This window comes from Calidithermus timidus DSM 17022, from assembly GCF_000373205.1.
In the GTDB taxonomy this organism is placed as follows: domain Bacteria; phylum Deinococcota; class Deinococci; order Deinococcales; family Thermaceae; genus Calidithermus; species Calidithermus timidus.
This window is the reverse complement of record NZ_KB890687.1, coordinates 584,111-599,423: the sequence shown is the minus strand read 5'-3', so window position 1 is coordinate 599,423 and position 15,313 is coordinate 584,111. Positions and strand designations below refer to the sequence as shown.

Annotated in this window: 16 protein-coding genes; 6 read left to right on the top strand and 10 right to left on the bottom strand. The window is 66.6% G+C overall.

The features are described from left to right. Positions 1-41: 41 nt before the first annotated feature. The 9 genes from B047_RS0102975 to B047_RS0102935 all read right to left on the bottom strand — a co-directional run bounded on the left by B047_RS0102975 (position 42) and on the right by B047_RS0102935 (position 7,788). Positions 42-995: a DUF4032 domain-containing protein gene (locus B047_RS0102975; RefSeq protein WP_018465468.1), complete on the bottom strand. Its 954-nt coding sequence runs from the start codon at positions 993-995 to the stop codon at positions 42-44. A gap of 142 nt (positions 996-1,137) precedes the next feature. Then, a complete protein-coding gene (locus tag B047_RS18510; protein WP_018465467.1) occupies positions 1,138-2,478 on the bottom strand; it encodes a 3-oxoacid CoA-transferase in 1,341 nt (446 codons plus the stop codon). Then, positions 2,475-3,824: a 3-carboxy-cis,cis-muconate cycloisomerase gene (gene pcaB, locus B047_RS0102965; RefSeq protein WP_018465466.1), complete on the bottom strand. Its 1,350-nt coding sequence runs from the start codon at positions 3,822-3,824 to the stop codon at positions 2,475-2,477. Before pcaB ends, B047_RS18510 begins: the two co-directional genes overlap by 4 nt. Before the next feature lies 1 nt (position 3,825). Then, positions 3,826-4,377, bottom strand: a complete 552-nt coding sequence (pcaG, locus tag B047_RS0102960) for a protocatechuate 3,4-dioxygenase subunit alpha (protein WP_018465465.1) — start codon at positions 4,375-4,377, stop codon at positions 3,826-3,828. Continuing rightward, positions 4,377-5,096, bottom strand: coding sequence for a protocatechuate 3,4-dioxygenase subunit beta (gene pcaH / locus B047_RS0102955; RefSeq protein WP_018465464.1), 720 nt, complete (start codon positions 5,094-5,096; stop codon positions 4,377-4,379). The genes pcaG and pcaH overlap by 1 nt, the downstream gene beginning before the upstream one ends. Next, a complete protein-coding gene (gene pcaC / locus B047_RS0102950; protein WP_018465463.1) occupies positions 5,093-5,464 on the bottom strand; it encodes a 4-carboxymuconolactone decarboxylase in 372 nt (123 codons plus the stop codon). Before pcaC ends, pcaH begins: the two co-directional genes overlap by 4 nt. After that, entirely contained in the window at positions 5,454-6,242 is a 789-nt protein-coding gene (pcaD, locus tag B047_RS0102945) for a 3-oxoadipate enol-lactonase (protein WP_018465462.1), read from the bottom strand. The genes pcaC and pcaD overlap by 11 nt, the downstream gene beginning before the upstream one ends. Positions 6,243-6,250: 8 nt before the next feature. Then, positions 6,251-7,054, bottom strand: a complete 804-nt coding sequence (locus B047_RS0102940) for an IclR family transcriptional regulator (RefSeq protein WP_018465461.1) — start codon at positions 7,052-7,054, stop codon at positions 6,251-6,253. 68 nt (positions 7,055-7,122) lie between these two features. After that, positions 7,123-7,788 (bottom strand): GntR family transcriptional regulator, encoded by a 666-nt coding sequence (locus tag B047_RS0102935; RefSeq protein ID WP_018465460.1) that lies wholly within the window; start codon positions 7,786-7,788, stop codon positions 7,123-7,125. Positions 7,789-7,926: 138 nt separating this feature from the next. Here B047_RS0102935 and B047_RS0102930 point away from each other — a divergent pair, with 138 nt between their 5' ends. From B047_RS0102930 to B047_RS0102905, 6 genes are all read left to right on the top strand, one after another. Continuing rightward, positions 7,927-8,889: a tripartite tricarboxylate transporter substrate binding protein gene (locus B047_RS0102930; protein WP_026234522.1), complete on the top strand. Its 963-nt coding sequence runs from the start codon at positions 7,927-7,929 to the stop codon at positions 8,887-8,889. 21 nt (positions 8,890-8,910) lie between these two features. Then, positions 8,911-9,321: a tripartite tricarboxylate transporter TctB family protein gene (locus B047_RS0102925; RefSeq protein WP_018465458.1), complete on the top strand. Its 411-nt coding sequence runs from the start codon at positions 8,911-8,913 to the stop codon at positions 9,319-9,321. After that, entirely contained in the window at positions 9,318-10,823 is a 1,506-nt protein-coding gene (locus B047_RS0102920; protein ID WP_018465457.1) for a tripartite tricarboxylate transporter permease, read from the top strand. Before B047_RS0102925 ends, B047_RS0102920 begins: the two co-directional genes overlap by 4 nt. Before the next feature lie 5 nt (positions 10,824-10,828). Next, positions 10,829-11,788 carry an alcohol dehydrogenase catalytic domain-containing protein gene (locus B047_RS0102915; RefSeq protein ID WP_018465456.1) on the top strand — a complete coding sequence of 320 codons (960 nt, stop codon included), beginning with the start codon at positions 10,829-10,831 and terminating at the stop codon, positions 11,786-11,788. A gap of 9 nt (positions 11,789-11,797) precedes the next feature. After that, positions 11,798-13,639 (top strand): bifunctional sugar phosphate isomerase/epimerase/4-hydroxyphenylpyruvate dioxygenase family protein, encoded by a 1,842-nt coding sequence (locus tag B047_RS0102910; RefSeq protein ID WP_018465455.1) that lies wholly within the window; start codon positions 11,798-11,800, stop codon positions 13,637-13,639. A gap of 106 nt (positions 13,640-13,745) precedes the next feature. After that, a complete protein-coding gene (locus tag B047_RS0102905; protein ID WP_018465454.1) occupies positions 13,746-14,126 on the top strand; it encodes a metallopeptidase family protein in 381 nt (126 codons plus the stop codon). A gap of 51 nt (positions 14,127-14,177) precedes the next feature. On the opposite strand, the gene B047_RS0102900 is transcribed toward B047_RS0102905, so the two are convergent. Continuing rightward, positions 14,178-15,245 (bottom strand): glucose-1-phosphate thymidylyltransferase, encoded by a 1,068-nt coding sequence (locus B047_RS0102900; RefSeq protein WP_026234520.1) that lies wholly within the window; start codon positions 15,243-15,245, stop codon positions 14,178-14,180. Positions 15,246-15,313 lie beyond the last annotated feature (68 nt).

The window sequence follows — 15,313 nt, the reverse complement described above, 5'->3', positions numbered from 1 at the left end:
TCGTCGGTCTCGTGAACGCGCTTTCTCAGCCTCTGCCTAGGCTATCGGCCATCGACGTTTAGCGCCCCCTCAAAGCCGCGGCGACGGAACAGGCCGCTCACCCATTCCAGCGCCCGGCTCAAGGGGCCTCTGGGTGCAGTGCGCTGGGCCGAGAGGGTGGCCTCCTCCGCGCCGATGTCGTGGCCCAGGGCTTGCGAGAGGTAGTAGCGGTGATCGGAGACCCATAGGTAAAGGTCGGCTTCGTTGCGGCCAGGGAAATTCTTGAGCAGCTTCTGCTCGCGAATCTCCTGCACAGTAGGGGCGTAGAGCTTATCGTACCAGTCGACTACGGCCTCTTCCCAGGTCACGTGGCGCTTCTGGTCGAGGCCCATGAAGTACTGATGGGTGCGGATATGCTCGAGCAGCACGTCGTAGCGCCCAGCCTTGCTAAAGAGGATCGGCTCGTGGTCAGGGCGAAGCCGGTCGAGTTTGGTCTGCTCGAGGAAGTGGGCGTATTCGCCCTTGAGGATCACGTCCTTGAGGGTGTCTTCGGGGCTCAAGTCCACCGGCACGTCCAGGGCGATCACGTAAGCATCGATGTAGTGCTGCCCCTGGGCCTTAGCTAAAGCGGTGCGGTGGTTGCCATCCTTGACGAAGTAGGCCCCCCCCACCTGATAGACCTCGATGGGCGGGAACTCGGTGCCCTCGAGCTGGGCTTCGCGCAGGCGGGTCCAGCGCTCGATGGTGTGGGGCTCCTTGGGCAGAAAGTGCTCGTCGAAATCGCCGTAGCGGTCTACTGAGCCTACGATCTTGTCCACCTCGATGGTACGCAGGCCCAGGTAGTGCTCACCCTTGGGGCGCAGGCGGCTGACGGCGTCGAAGGGCAAAAGGTCGTTGGGCTGACCCCGCAGGCGGTGCAGGAAATCGTGAAAAAATACGCGCCGAGCCAGAGTCTCAGCCTCGCTGCTGGCCCGTTGCTTGGCGAAATTGTTGGGGTTAACAATTTCCCGCTCCACACGCCCAGTGTAGCCGGAGGCATGGGCGCAGAATGTAAGGGGTAGCCTCGCGCCGGATGGCCTAGACCAAACTTAGCTTGCCCGACGCCGTGGGGGGCTGGGCGATCCCCACCTAACGGGGGTTATCGAGACAAACACACCGTCACAGCTTAGCGATAAACCGGGCCGCGGTCTTGGCCCGCACCTCCTCCAGGCTCGCCCCCGGCATCAGCTCCAAAAGGGTGAGCTGCCCTTCCGGGTAACCAAACACCGCCAGCTCGGTGATCACCAAGTCCACCGCGTTGCGCGCGGTGAGGGGCAGGTCGCACTCGGGGACAATCTTGGGGGAGCCGTCGGGGTTGGTGTGGGTCATGGTGATGATGAGCTTCTTGGCCCCCGAGGCCAGATCCATTGCACCCCCTACCCCCAGCAAGGGCTTGCCCGGCACCGCCCAGTTGGCCAGGTTGGCCTGTTCATCTACCTGGAGCCCTCCCATGATGGCCACGTCCACGTGCCCGCCGCGGATCATGGCGAAGGAGTCGGCGCTGTCGAAGTAGCTGGCCCCGGGCAGGGCGGTGACGGGAATCTTCCCCGCGTTGACGGGGTAGTCCATGGCCCCGCCATCCTCCGGGGCCGGCCCCACCCCCAGCATGCCGTTCTCAGTGTGCAGGATGATGCCCATCTCGGGGGTGATCAGGTCGGCCACCAGGGTGGGAATCCCGATGCCCAGGTTGACCACGTCGCCCGGCTTGAGCTCCTGCAGGGCCCGGCGGGCCATGGCCAGGCGCTTGGGGTCGGCCTTTTTGCTCCCCTCCACCGAGGCCGAGGAGCCCAGCAGCTCCGGGGTCATCTTGGCCTCCACCAGGTAGTCCACGTAGCAGCCGGGGGTGTGGATGTGGTTGGGGTCCAGCGCGCCCACCGGCACAATCTGCTCCACCTCGGCGATGACCAAATCGGCGGCGGTGGCCATGGCCTTGTTGAAGTTCTGCTCGGTCATGCGGTAGACCAGGTTCCCCGCGGTATCGGCCTTCCAGGCCCGGATAAAGGCCACGTTGCCCCGGATGGGCTCGACGAAGACATATTCCTTCCCACCAATAACCCGGGTCTCGCGGCCTTTGGCCAGCAGGGTGCCAGCAGCGGTAGGGGTGTAAAACCCGCCAAGGCCCGCCCCCCCGGCCCGCAGGGCCTCGGCCAGGGAGCCCTGAGGTATGAGCTCCACCTCGAGCTCGCCCCGCAAGGCGGCCTGCACCGCCTCGGGGTTGGAGGTGAAGTAGGAGCCGATGGCCTTCTTGATCTGCCCGTTGCGCAAAAGCCGCCCTCCGCCCAGCCCGGCCTCGCCCACGTTGTTGGCCACGTAGACGAGGTTCTTCACCGGGCGCTCGGCTAAGGCGTGCAGCAGGTGCACCGGGTTGCCAGTCATGCCAAAGCCGCCCACCAGGAGCACATCGCCGTCCTTGACCATGGCGGCGGCCTCTTCGGGGGTAATCTGGGGTACCTTCTTCAAGCTTCCTCCCTGAGCAAATCCTGGGCCCAGGCCAGCACCCGCGCGGCAAAGTGCGGCCCGGCGCCCAGGTAGGCTTCTTCCCGGAACGAATCCCAAGGGAGGGGCACCTCGGCCCGCTCCCGCACCACCTCCACCAGGTGCCGCCCTTCGGCCCGGGCCACCCGCACTGCCTCGCGCAAGAGGGCCTTGGCCGGCTCCATCCCCAGGTGGGGGGCCAGGGCGAACTGCAGGGCCTCGGCCAGCAAGAGCCCCTGGGAGGCGGCCAGGTTGGCCCGCATCCGGGCCTCGTCCACCACCAGGTTTTGGCAGAGCTCGAGGGCCTGCTTCAAGGCGGCGGCGGCGTGGGCGAACATGGAGGGCAGAGTGAGCCACTCGAGCTGCCAGGCGTGGGTGGCCCGCTCGTGCTCGGCGATCTGGGCCTGGTGCAAGGCCGCCAAAAGCGCCGCGTTGGCCCGGGCCGCAGCCACCACCACCTCGCTTTGCACCGGGTTGCTCTTCTGCGGCAAGGTGGAGGAGCCGCCCCGCCCCTCCTGGGCGCTCTCGCGCACCTCGCCCACCTCGCTTTGGGCCAAAAGCAGGATGTCCTGGGCCATCTTGCCCAGGCTCCCGCTGAGCAAGGAGAGCCAGCCCGCCAGCTCGGCCAGGTTGTCGCGGGCGGTGTGCCAGGGGATGGGGGGCAGGCCCAGCCCCAGCCGCCGGGCCAGGGCCTCCTGCACCCGGGGCCCCTCCTCGCCCAAGGCGGCCAGGGTGCCCACCGCCCCCCCAAGCTGCACCACCAAAAGCCGCCCCTTTAGCTCCCCCAACCGCTCCAGGTGCCGCAGCAATGGGGCCATCCAGCCCGCCACCTTGAAGCCGAAGGGGATGGGCAGGGCCTGCTGGGCGTGGGTGCGCCCGGCCATGGGGGTGTGGAGGTGGCGCTGGGCCAGCTTTAGCAGGTGGCGAAGTACCCCGCGCAGGCGGCCCTCCAGAAGGGCCAGGGCCTCGCGCAGCCGCAGCACCAGGGCAGTGTCCAAGATGTCCTGGGTGGTGGCCCCGTAGTGCAGGTAGCGCTCGTAGGGGGCCCCCACCGCCCGCCGCAGCGCCGAGACCAGCCCAGCCACCGGCACCCCGTCGCGCTCGGTGGCCTGGGCCAGGGCCTCCCAGTCGGGGGTAAAGCCCGCGATGGCCCGCTCAATCGCCTGGGCGGCCTCCGGGGGAATCAGGCCCAGCTCGGCCTGGGCCCAGGCCAGGGCCCCTTCGACCTCGAGCATCGCCCCAAGCCCCCGCTCGTCCGAGAACAAGGCGGCCATCTCCGGATCGCCGAAGACCCGGCCCAAGAGTCGGCTTTCCTGGGGTAGGTAGGCCATACTAGAGGTCAAAGAAGATGGTCTCGTGCGGCCCCTGCAACCGGATGTCCCAGCGGTAGACCACGCCCGCGGGGGTGAGCTGGCGCTCGGCCACCAGGGTCTCCCGGCGCTCTGGGTCGAGGCTGGCGAAGAGGGGGTCTTGGGTGTTGTCGTGGTCGGAGAAGTAGACGCGGCTCACCGCGTGGATGAGCATCCCCCGGGCGAAGACCCGCACCGCGATGCAGGGCACCGGGCTGGGGGGCACCGGGCCGGGCTTGACGGTGCGGAACCAGAAGCCCCCCGAGGCGGTGCCCGAGCGGCCAAAGCCGCGGAAGTGGGGGTCGGCCAGGGCGTAGTTGGGGTCGGCGGGGTGGCGGAAGCGCCCCTGGGCGTCGGCCTGCCAGATCTCCACCAAGGCGTCGTCTACCGGTTGCTCGTCCCCATCCAGCACCTGCCCGCGCAGGAGGATGTGCTCGCCCTGGGTCTCCTCGTTCACCAGGATGTTGCCCCCCTCGCGCACCAGGGCGAAGGCGAAGAAGGGGCCCACGGTCTGACTGGGCGACTGGGGACGCATCAGTGCTCCTCCTCGAAGTAGGTGCGCTCAAAACCGGCCAGCACGATGTCGAAGCGGTAACCCAGGGCCCACTCGGGGCGGGTGGTCTCGAGGTCGAAGCTCGAGATGAGCCGCTCACGGGCCTTGATGTTCGGGATGCCCTGGTAGATGGGGTCGTACTTGAGCAAAGGATCGCCGGGGAAGTACATCTGGGTTACCAGCCGCTCGCTGAAGTTACGCCCAATCAGGGAAAAGTGGATGTGGGCGGGCCGCCAGGCGTTGTGGTGGTTGCGCCAGGGGTAGGCCCCCGGCTTGATGGTGATGAAGCGGTAGTAGCCCTGGTCGTCGGTCAGGGTGCGGCCGGCCCCCACGAAGTTGGGGTCGAGGGGGGCGTCGTGCTGGTCGTTCTTGTGGATGTAGCGACCGGCGGCGTTGGCCTGCCAGATCTCGATCAGAACCCCCGGCACCCCCCGGCCGCTCTCGTCGAGTACCCGGCCCGTCACGATGATCCGCTCACCCAAAGGTGCGCCGTTTTTGGCCGCGTTTTGGGTCAGGTCGTGGTCTAGAGGCCCGATATCCCCCTCGCCGTAGACCGGGCCGGTGCGCTCCAATAGCGAGGCCGGCAAGGGTACCAGAGGGTGGTGGGGGGCCCGGCGCACGGTGGCCACGTAGGGGCTGTAGAGGTAGGGGGGCTGGACGCTCCAGTCCAGCACGCGGCTTGGGCTCTCGTGGTGGCTCATATCTCCTCCTTCAAGACCTCCTTGGCAATGGCAAAGGCCCGGTTGGCCGCCGGGAGGCCGGCGTAGACCGCGACCTGCATGAACACCTCGCGCACCTCCTCGGGGCTCACCCCGGTGCGGGCGGTGGCCCTGAGGTGCATCTTTAGCTCGTGCTCGTGGCCCAAAGCCGCCAGCAGGGCCAGGGTGAGCAGGTGGCGGGTCTTGCGCGCCAGCCCCTCCCGCCCCCAGACCTCGCCCCAGGCGTACTCGGTGATGAAGCGCTGGAAATCGGCGTCGAAGGGGGTGGTGCGGGCCTGGGCCTGGTCCACGTACTCCGCCCCCAGCACCGCCCGGCGGTTGGCCAGCCCGCGTTCGTATTTATCGTCCACCGTAGACCTCCAAGAAGGCGCGGATCTCACTCAAGGTAGCCTCGGGCTGCTCGAGGCAGGGCAGGTGGGCGGCCCCCTCAATGAGCCGCAGGGGGGCCCTGAGCTCCTGGGCCAACGCCTCGGAGAGCGCGGGAGGGGTGGAGGGGTCCTGGGCCCCGCAGAGCACCAAGGCCGGGGCCCGCACCGCCCCTAGCTCCCCCCGAAAGTCGGCGTCGCGCAGGGCTGCGCAGGTGCCGATGTAGCCCTCCACCGGGGTGCGCGCGAGCATGTGGTAGTAGCCCTGGGCCGCGGCGGGCTTCTCTCGGAAGAAGGCCGGGGTGAACCAGCGGGCGATGACGCCCTTGGCCACCTCGGCCAGCGAGGCCTCCTCGATGGCCCGGATGCGCTCGTTCCAGCTCTCCACGCTCCCGATGCGGGCCCCGGTGTCCATCAGCACCAAAGCGCGGGTGCGCTCGGGGTAGGTGCGGGCGAAGTCGAGGGCGATCAGCCCCCCCACCGAGATGCCCACCAGGCTGACCTGCTCCAGGGCCAGGTGGTCGAGCAGGGCCTTGAGGTCCTGGGTGTGGTCGGCCAGGGCGTAGGGCGGGGGCGGGGCCTCGGAGAGGCCGTGGCCGCGCTTGTCGTAGCGCAGCACCTGGAAGTAGGGGACAAGCCCCTGGGCCTGGGCGTCCCAGATGCGCAGGTCGCTGCCCAGCGAGTTGATGAAGACCACCGGAGGGCCGGCCCCCTCGAGCCGGTAGTGCAGGACGATGCCGTTGACCTTAGCGAAGCGCGTCATAGCCACCTCTAGACCCCCAAAAGCGGCACCAGCGAGGCCGCAGCCTGGCGCAGCACCGGCAGCACCCGCTCGGCGAGCTCCTCCCGGCTCACCCGCCCGGCCTGCACCCCCACGTTCATGGCCGCCAGCACCCGGCCCCGGGCGTTGCGCACCGGCACCGCCACCGACCTGAGGCCGAGCTCGAGCTCCTGGTCTACCAGGGCGTACCCCTGCTGCCGCACCCGCTCCAGCTCCTGGCAGAGCCGGGCCGGGTCGGTGAGGGTGTGGGGGGTAAGGGGGCGCAGGGGGGTGCGGGCCAGGTAGGCCTCGAGGGCCTCCGGCTCCAGCGCCGCCAGCAAGACCCGCCCCATCGAGGTGCAGTAGGCCGGAAGGCGGCTGCCCACCCCCAGGCCCACCGAGATCACCCGTCGGGTGGCGGCCCGGGCGATGTAGACGATCTCCTCCCCGTCCAGGATGCTGGCCGAGCAGGACTCGTGCAGCTCGGCGCTCAGCTCCTCCAGCACCGGCTGGAGCAAACGGGGCAAAGGGGTGGAGGAAAGGTAGGCGTGGCCCAGGCTCAGGATCTTAGGAGTCAACCAGAACTGCTTGCCGTCGGTGGCCACGTAGCCCAGGGCGCTCAGCGTAAGGAGCGAGCGCCGAGCGGTGGCCCGGCTAAGGCCGGTGAGGCGGGCCACCTCGCTGATGGTCAGGCGCTCGTGGGCCTCGTCGAAGCAGCGGATCACCGCAAGCCCCCGGGCCAGGGCCTCCACGAAAAAGCCCTCCGCTTCGCTCCGGGCGGGCTCGGCCTCCAGGGTCGGGGCGTGGGCGTTCATGATGCTGCGCAGTGTAGCACAGTATGTTCGCTTTGTGAACATTGTGCGCTATACGCACAAAATGCCCCCTATCCTTCAGCGCCAATGAGGAGGGACTTAATCCGCAAGATGTGCTGGCTGATCAGGGCCACCGCCTCGGCCTGCCGCCCCTCGGCAATCAGGCGGCAGAGGGCCTGGTGCTCGGCAAAGCTCTGCTCGCGCCGGTCGGGGTACTTCTGGAAGATGCGCATGGCGATGCGGTAGAGCACCTCCTGCTGCCGCTCGAGGGCCTGCAAGATGGGCCGGTTGCCCCACAGGGCGGCCAGGAAGCGGTGAAAGGCCATATCCGCGCGCACCAGGGCCTGACGGGTGCTCTTGGGGTCGTGCACCACCCGGGCCTGTTCGGCGAGCTGGGCCTGCAGGGCCTCCGCCCGCTCGGGGCTGGGGGCTGTGGCCAGCCCCTTGACCACGAAGCTCTCCAGGGCCAGGCGGAAGTCTATGTAGTCCAGGATTTCCTCAAAGGTCAGGGCCAGTACCACGATGCCCTGTTGCGGTGAGACCCGCACATAGCCCTCGTGCTCGAGCCGGGCGATGGCCAGGCGTACCGGGGTCTTGCTCATGCCCAACTGCTCGGCCAGGGTGCGCTCGGAGAGGAAGCTGTTGGCCCGGATCTCCTCGTCGAGGATGAGCTGCTTGATGCGCAAATAGGCCTGCTCGCGCAGAGGGAGGGTCTCGAGGTCGGGGGAGCCGATCACAAAGCCAGTCTAGCTCAAATCGAACTGAGATGCCAGTTGAATTTTGAGTGGCACCTCGGTTATAGTGACCCTGCTTCTCTTACAACCAAGGCATCAGCTCCTGTAGGTCTTGCTGTAAGTGAAGAAGGGAGGAACGCGATGAAAAGGTGGTTTGCGCTGCTGGCAATTCTGGGGATGGTGCTGTTCGCGATAATGGGGATGGCGCAAAAATACCCTACCCGTCCCATCACCATGATCGTGCCCTGGTCGGCAGGAGGCTCCACGGACCTCACGGCCCGAGCCCTGGCCCCGGTGCTGGAGAAGTCCCTTGGCGTGCCGGTCCAGGTGGTCAACCGCACCGGTGGCGGTGGCGCGGTGGGACACGGAGCCATTGCCCAGGGGCGCCCGGACGGCTACACCATCGGCATCATCACCCTGGAGGTGGTGCTACCGCCCTGGGTAGCCCAGACCAAGATCGACGCCAGCGCCTTTGCCCCCATCTCCCTGCTGGTGCTCAATCCCGTGGCCATCGTAGTGCGCAAGGACGCCCCCTGGAAGACGGCCCAGGAACTCGTCGCCGACCTCAAGCAGAACCCCGGCAAGTACAAAGCCTCGGGTACGGCCAAGTGGGGCTCCTACGACTTCGCCCGCCTAGGTTTCCTCAAGAGCATCGGGCTCAAGGACACCGCGCTGCCCTGGGTGCCCACGCAGGGAGCGGCTGCCGCCTTACAAGAGCTGATCTCCGGTGGAATTAACGTGGCCTTCGTCTCCATCGGCGAGGCCAGCGCCCTGGTCAAGGCCGGCGAGGCCCGCTTTCTGGCCTTCATGACCGAAAAGCGCTTCGCGAATTTCCCGGACATCCCCACCCTGAAGGAGCTGGGCATCGACTGGACCTTCGCCTCCTTCCTGATGGCGGCGGCTCCCAAGTTTGCCCTGCCCTCTGTGGTAGACCAACTCGACAAAGCCTTCGCCAAGGCCGTGCAGGACCCAGAGTTCGTGCGCTTCATGAACAACGCCAACCTGGTCATCAACCACCTTGACCGCAAGGCCAGCCTGGCCTTCCTAGAGGAACGCACCAAGGCCATGCAGCAGATTGTGCAGCAGCTCGAGCTCAAGTTCTAAAAGGGGCTTGGTGTGAACGCAATGCAGGTCTGGGAACGGGTAGCAGCCCTGCTGGCAGCAGCCCTGGGCGTACTGGCCCTTCTCCTGAGCCGGGGTCTGCCCCAGATGGAGGGGGGCTATCCCGGCCCGGCCCTCTTCCCCAGCATTCTGGGCGTGGTGCTGCTTGTAAGCGGGCTGGGGCTTTTGTGGCAGGAACGGAGCAAGAAGGGCAAGCTGCAGGGGGGCGAGGGTCGGGTTCTGCTAGCCCTTCTAGCTCTGGCTCTGGCCCCTTGGCTCCTGGGCCAGCTTAGGCTGGCCCCAACCGCCGGCATATATACCTTGATGGGAGCCCTTTTGCTAGGAGTGCGCCCTGGGGTGGCTCTGCTCAGCGGCGGGGTGGTGACCTTTGTAGTCTACGTGCTCTTTCAGCGCTTCCTAGGAGTGTATGGATGAGCTTCCTGAGTCCAGAAGCCCTTCTGGCCCTCGTCTTGGGCTCGCTATACGGGGCCATCTTTGGGGCCATCCCCGGCCTCACCGCCACCTTGGCCATCAGCCTGGCCATCCCCGTTTTGCTGTTTTTAGGCCCCCAGGTAGCCCTAGCGGCCCTGATCGGTATCACCGCTACGGCCATCTTCGCCGGAGACATCGGCTCAGTACTGATGCGGATGCCCGGCACTCCGGCCTCGGCAGCCTATACCGAGGAGCTACACGAGGTGGCCAAGAAGCGCTCCCCGGCCTTCGCTCTGGGGCTTGCCTCTCTACCCTCCGCCGTCGGCAGCCTGATTGGGCTGGGGTTTTTGGTGGTGGGCTCGCTGGGGCTGGTGGCCTTGGCCAAGCAGTTTTCCTCCTTCGAGTACTTCTGGCTGGTGCTGCTGGGCATTCTAAGCGGCATCCTGGCGGTACCCCGGGTGCTCAAGGGGGCCATCGCCTTTGGTCTAGGAATGCTTCTGGCCACCATCGGCTATGATCCTGCCCTAGGCAACCCCCGCTTCACCTTCGGCCAGCCAAGCCTGCTGGGAGGCATAGACTTCATCGTGGCCCTGATCGCCTTTTTTGGAGTAAGCGAGGTCTTGCACCACCTGCTCCAGCAAAACCAAAGCCGCCCGCCCCAGGCTCAGGCCGAGGGGCTGGGGGGGAGGGCCATCTTCCGGGAATACTTCCAGGAAGCCGGTAAGTTCTGCTGGGAGGAGCGCATTTCGCTGCTGCGATCATCGGTCTTGGGCACCTTTGTGGGCTTTCTGCCGGGAGCCGGCTCAGACATTGCGGCCTGGATTTCCAGCAATCTGCGGCGCATGCAGAAGGGACGTCCGGAGCAGGTAGCCCTGGACGGAACCACCGCTAACAACGCCGCGGTGGCGGGAGCCTGGATCCCGGCCATGGCCCTGGGGCTGCCTGGCGATACCCTCACGGCTATTCTGCTGGGGATGTTCTTGGCAATGGGCATCACTCCTGGCCCCGAGCTTTTTAGCAAGCACGGCGCGTTGGTGGCCCAGATTTACCTGGCCTTTTTCCTGGTAAGCGCAGTTGTCATGCCCTTGGGCGGCTACCTGAGCGCTTTGATCGTGAACGCCTTGCTGAAAATTCCCACGCGGGTGCTCATGGGGGCGGTGCTGGGGCTGTGCGTGGTGGGGACCTATGCCGTCAACAGCAACCCCTTCGATCTCTACCTGTTGGCGGCATTGGGGGCTTTGGGCTTCGTGTTGCGGCAGGGAGATTTTCCCCTAGGGCTGGTGGTGCTAGGGATGGTGCTGGGGCCTTTGCTCGAGCAGCACTTCATGGTGAGCATGATCAAGACTCACTGGAGCTTCGCGAGCTTCTTCGAGCGTCCCGTGGCCATCCTTCTGGCTTTGGCCAACGTGCTCCTCGTTGCGTTGGTGCTAAGCATCCGCTACCGGCAGTGGCGCAAACTCAACCAGCTCAGGATGCTCGCCAGCCTGGCCAAGCCGGAGGAGTGAGCCCCATGCGCGCAGTAGTGCTCGAGGACTTTGGACGGCTGGTGGTACGCGAGCTCGAGCCCCCCCAGGAAGGGGAAGTGCTTTTGCGGGTCGCCGCCTGTGGCGTTTGCGGTAGTGACCTCAGCGTCTACAAGGGCACCTCCGCCATGCGGGCCCGCTGGAGCCCACCGCTGGTGCTGGGGCACGAGATCGCCGCCACGGTGCAAGAAGGCCCGCCGGAGTGGCTGGGCCGGGCAGTGACGGTGAACCCTTTGGTGGCTTGCGGACGCTGCGACCCTTGCCGCCGAGGGCTTTCCAACCTCTGCACCGAACGCGGCAACGTAGGCTTCCACTACCCCGGGGGCTTCGCCCAGCAGATCAGGCTGCCCCTGGCCCAGCTCTACCCCCTGCCCGAGGGGCTTCCCATCTGGAAAGGAGCGCTGTGCGAGCCGCTGGCCGTAGCGCTGCGGGCGGTGGAGCTGGCCGGGGGGATGTTGGGTCGCAACGTGCTGGTGATCGGGGGCGGGGCCATCGGAACCCTGGCGGCCTGGCTGGCCGCACGGGCCGGGGCGGAGGTCTGGGTGGTCGAGCGTAACCCCCTGCGGCGGGCCTGGCTGGAGGAGCTGGGCTTTGTGCGGGGGGTGCTCGAGGCCCCCAGCGGCTTCTACGACCTAGCCCTCGACTGCGTGGGCGCCCAAGCCACCCCTGACCTGGCCGCCTCGCACGTCCGACCCGGAGGACAAGTGGTGCTGGTCGGGCTGGAGGCGGTGGAGGCCGCCCTCCCCCTCCAGCGCCTGGTCTTGCAGGAGATCGGCCTCAAGGGGGCCTACGTCTTCACCCACGACGATTTTTCCCGCGCCACCCGCCTGCTGGCCGAGCTACCCGATGAGCTAGCGGTGGTGCGCCCCTTCACCCAAGTGCAGGAAACCTTCGACCTGCTGCTGAGCGGGCGGCTACCCCAGGCCAAGGCGGTGCTGCTCTGGTAGGGAGGAAGCATGCGCACATCCATCGCCACGGTATCTCTCAGCGGTGACCTGCGGAGCAAGCTCGAGGCCATCGCCGCGGCGGGCTTCGAAGGAGTGGAGCTCTTCGAGAACGATCTGCTGAGCTTCGAGGGCAGCCCCCGCGCGTTGGGAGCCTTCGCGCGCGAGTTGGGTCTAGAGATCGTGGCCTTCCAGCCCTTTCGCGACTTCGAAGGGATGCCCGAGCCCGAGCGCAGCCAGGCTCTGGAGCGGGCCGAGCGCAAGTTCGACCTGATGGAAGAGCTGGGCACGAATTTGCTCTTGGTGTGCTCGAACGTCTCCCCCCATAGCCAGGGGGGCCTCGAGCGGGCCGCCGAGGACCTCTACGAGCTGGGTGAGCGGGCCCGGCGACGGGGCCTGCGGGTGGGTTTTGAGGCTTTGGCCTGGGGCCGGCACATCCACGACTACCGCGACGCCTGGGAGGTGGTGCGCCGGGCCGACCACCCCGCGGTGGGCACCATCCTCGACAGCTTCCACATCCTCGCTCAGGATTTGCCGCTCTCGACGATCCCCCGCATCCCCAAGGAGAAGATCTTCTTGGTGCAAGTGGCCGACGCACCCCGGCTGGAGATGGGCCTGCTGCCCTGGAGCCGTCACTTCCGCAACCTCCCCGGACAGGGCCAGCTTCCCCTGGCGGAGTTCATGCAGGCGCTGGTCGCTACCCGCTACGCGGGCTTTGTCTCCCTGGAAATCTTCAACGACCAGTTCCGCTCCATCCCCCCACGGGAGGTAGCCTTGGACGGCTATCGCTCGCTGGTGTACCTGCGGGAGCTGGCCAATCCCCAAAGCCTGCCGCCGCCGCCGGAGTGCCGCGGGGTGGGCTTCATCGAGTTTTGCGCCAGCGAGGCAGAGGCGGTAGAGCTGGAAGAGTTTCTACGGCGCATGGGGTTTCGCCGCACCCGAAAGCACCGCTCCAGGCAGGTGAGCCTGTGGCAACAGGGGCGCATCAAGCTGGTGGTCAACGCCGAGAAGGAGGGCTTTGCCCACGCCTACAATCTGGTACACGGCACCTCGGTGTGCGCCTTGGCCCTCGAGGTCACCGCGCTGCAAGCAGCTCTGGCCAGGGCCGAGGCCTACCGCGCAGTCCCCACCGTACTGCCAGAGCAGCCCCTGCCCGCGCTGCGCGGCCTGGAGGGTAGCCTGCTGTACCTGTTGGAGTCCCATTCCTCTTGGGGCGAAGACCTCGAGCCACTGGAGACCGCGGGGCCAGGAGTGGGCCTGGAGGCGGTAGACCACGTAGCCCAGGTGATGCCCCCCGCCCGGCTCCTCTCCTGGAGGCTCTTCTACCGCACGGTGCTGGGCCTGGAGGCCTCCGACCTCACCGAGATTCCCGATCCCAGCGGCCTGATCCAGAGCCAAGCCATGCAAAACCCCCAACGCTCCTTGCGGCTGGTACTCAACGCCTCACAGAACACCGGCACCCTGGCCTCGCGCTTTCTGAGCGCCTATTACGGGGGCGGGGTGCAGCATATCGCCTTCGCCACCTCGGACATCTTCGCCACCCTGGCGGCGCTGGAGGCCAACGGGGTGAAGCTTCTGCCCATCCCAGAGAACTACTACCTCGACCTCGAGGCCCGCTACGCGCTGGAGAGCGAATTGCTGGAATCCATGCGTCGCTACAACGTGCTCTACGACCAAAGCACAGAGGGGGAGTTCTTTCACGCCTATACCCAAACCTTCGCCGACCTGTTCTTTTTCGAGATCACACAGCGGCGCAACTACGATGGCTTCGGCGCGGTGAACGCGCCCGTTCGTATAGCGGCTCAGGTACGTCAGATTCGTCAGGCGCTGCGCAGTCTGGAGGTAGAATTTTAGATAGATTCCATCAGTGTCGCCTAAGGGGCAAAACCGCGGTGCCCCGGTGGCGCTTTGTGGGCTCGCTTTATCCGAAGTTCATCTCGAGGAGACACACTGTACGAGGATGACCTTCGAGCGCTTCCTCGAGACAGCTTATCGCCTGTGGGACCAGATCCCCGAGCCCTTCAAGCGCGGCTTGCAGGGGATGCACGTCCTCGAGCGTTCCAAGCGCGACCCCGACGAGCCGGAGCTGTTCCGCCTGGGCGAGTACCTGAGCCCCGGCTACCCCACGGTGCTGGGCGGCTTCGAGGGCTTGGGTCGTCACATCGCGCTCTATTACGGCTCTTTCTGCGCCGTTGCTTACCCCGGCTTCGATTGGGAGGGAGAAATTTGGGAGACCCTCCTCCACGAGCTGCGCCACCACCTCGAGTTCTTGGCTGGGCGCGACGACCTGGTGGCAGAGGACCTCGAGTACCTGCGCCAGTACCGGCAGGGAAAGCGGTGAATGGGTGACCCCTCGTCATCGGCTATCCGCTCATCGCCGTCCGGCACTTCTCTAGCCCAACTCCACGCTCGACAGATCCCCCAGCACCAGCTTGTGGGCGCGGGGCAGGCCATTGCGGCTGCCCACCTTGGCGCCTACCCCCAGGATGCACTCGTGCAGCCGCAGGGGCACGTCTTCTAGCGTCGCAGCTTCCTCGAGGATGGAAAACTCCACCTCGGCCCGCCGCACCGTCGCCCCCGGCCCCACCGAGGTGAAGGGGCCGATGTAGGCACTCTCGACATGAGCTCCGGCGGCGATGTGGGCCGGCCCCAGGATGGTCGAATTGCGCACCACCGCCCCCTCCTCGACCACCACCCGCCCCGTGATCTGGCTGTCGCTGACATGGCCCTTGAGCACGGGAAGGGGGCTGGGCTGCTCCACCAGCAACAGGCGGTTGGCATCGAGCAGGTCGCCGGGCCGCCCGGTGTCCTTCCACCAGCCCTCGATCTCGCGGCCCAGCACCTCTCGGCCCCGGTCGATGAGGCCCTGGATGGCATCGGTGATCTCGTATTCTCCACGCGCGCTGGGCTTGAGGGCAGCGATGACCTCCATGATCTCCGGCCCGAACACGTAGACCCCGGCCACGGCCAGGTCGGAAGGAGGGTCCTTAGGCTTCTCCAGCAACCTCACGACGCGTCCCTGAGGGTCCAGCACCGCCACCCCGAACTGGCGGGGATCGGACACCTTGACCAGGGCGATCACCGCGCTCACCCCCGGCTGGAAAGCCTGGGTGAAGGGGGTGATGCCTCGCTGAAACAGGTTGTCCCCCAGGTAGAGCACAAAGGGGCTGCCATCCAGCCACTCCCGCGCCACCCCAACGGCGTGAGCCAACCCCAGCGCTTCCTCCTGCACGATGTACTCGAGGTCGATGCCGGGAAAGTCGTTGAGGGAGAGCTGGAAATCCTCCTTGTTGTAGGGGGAGACCACGATCCCTACCTCGCGAATCCCGGCTTCGCGGAGATTCTCGAGGGCGTAGTGAATAATCGGCTTGCCTGCAATGCGAAAAAGATGCTTGGGCCGGGTATGGGTCAGAGGGCGCAAGCGAGTACCGCGCCCGGCTGCGAGAACGAGGCCTTTCATGCTCATGCCCCTACGATACCAAGAGCTTGGCTTGGGGGGGTTGGAGGAGATTTCGTAAACGCTTTCGC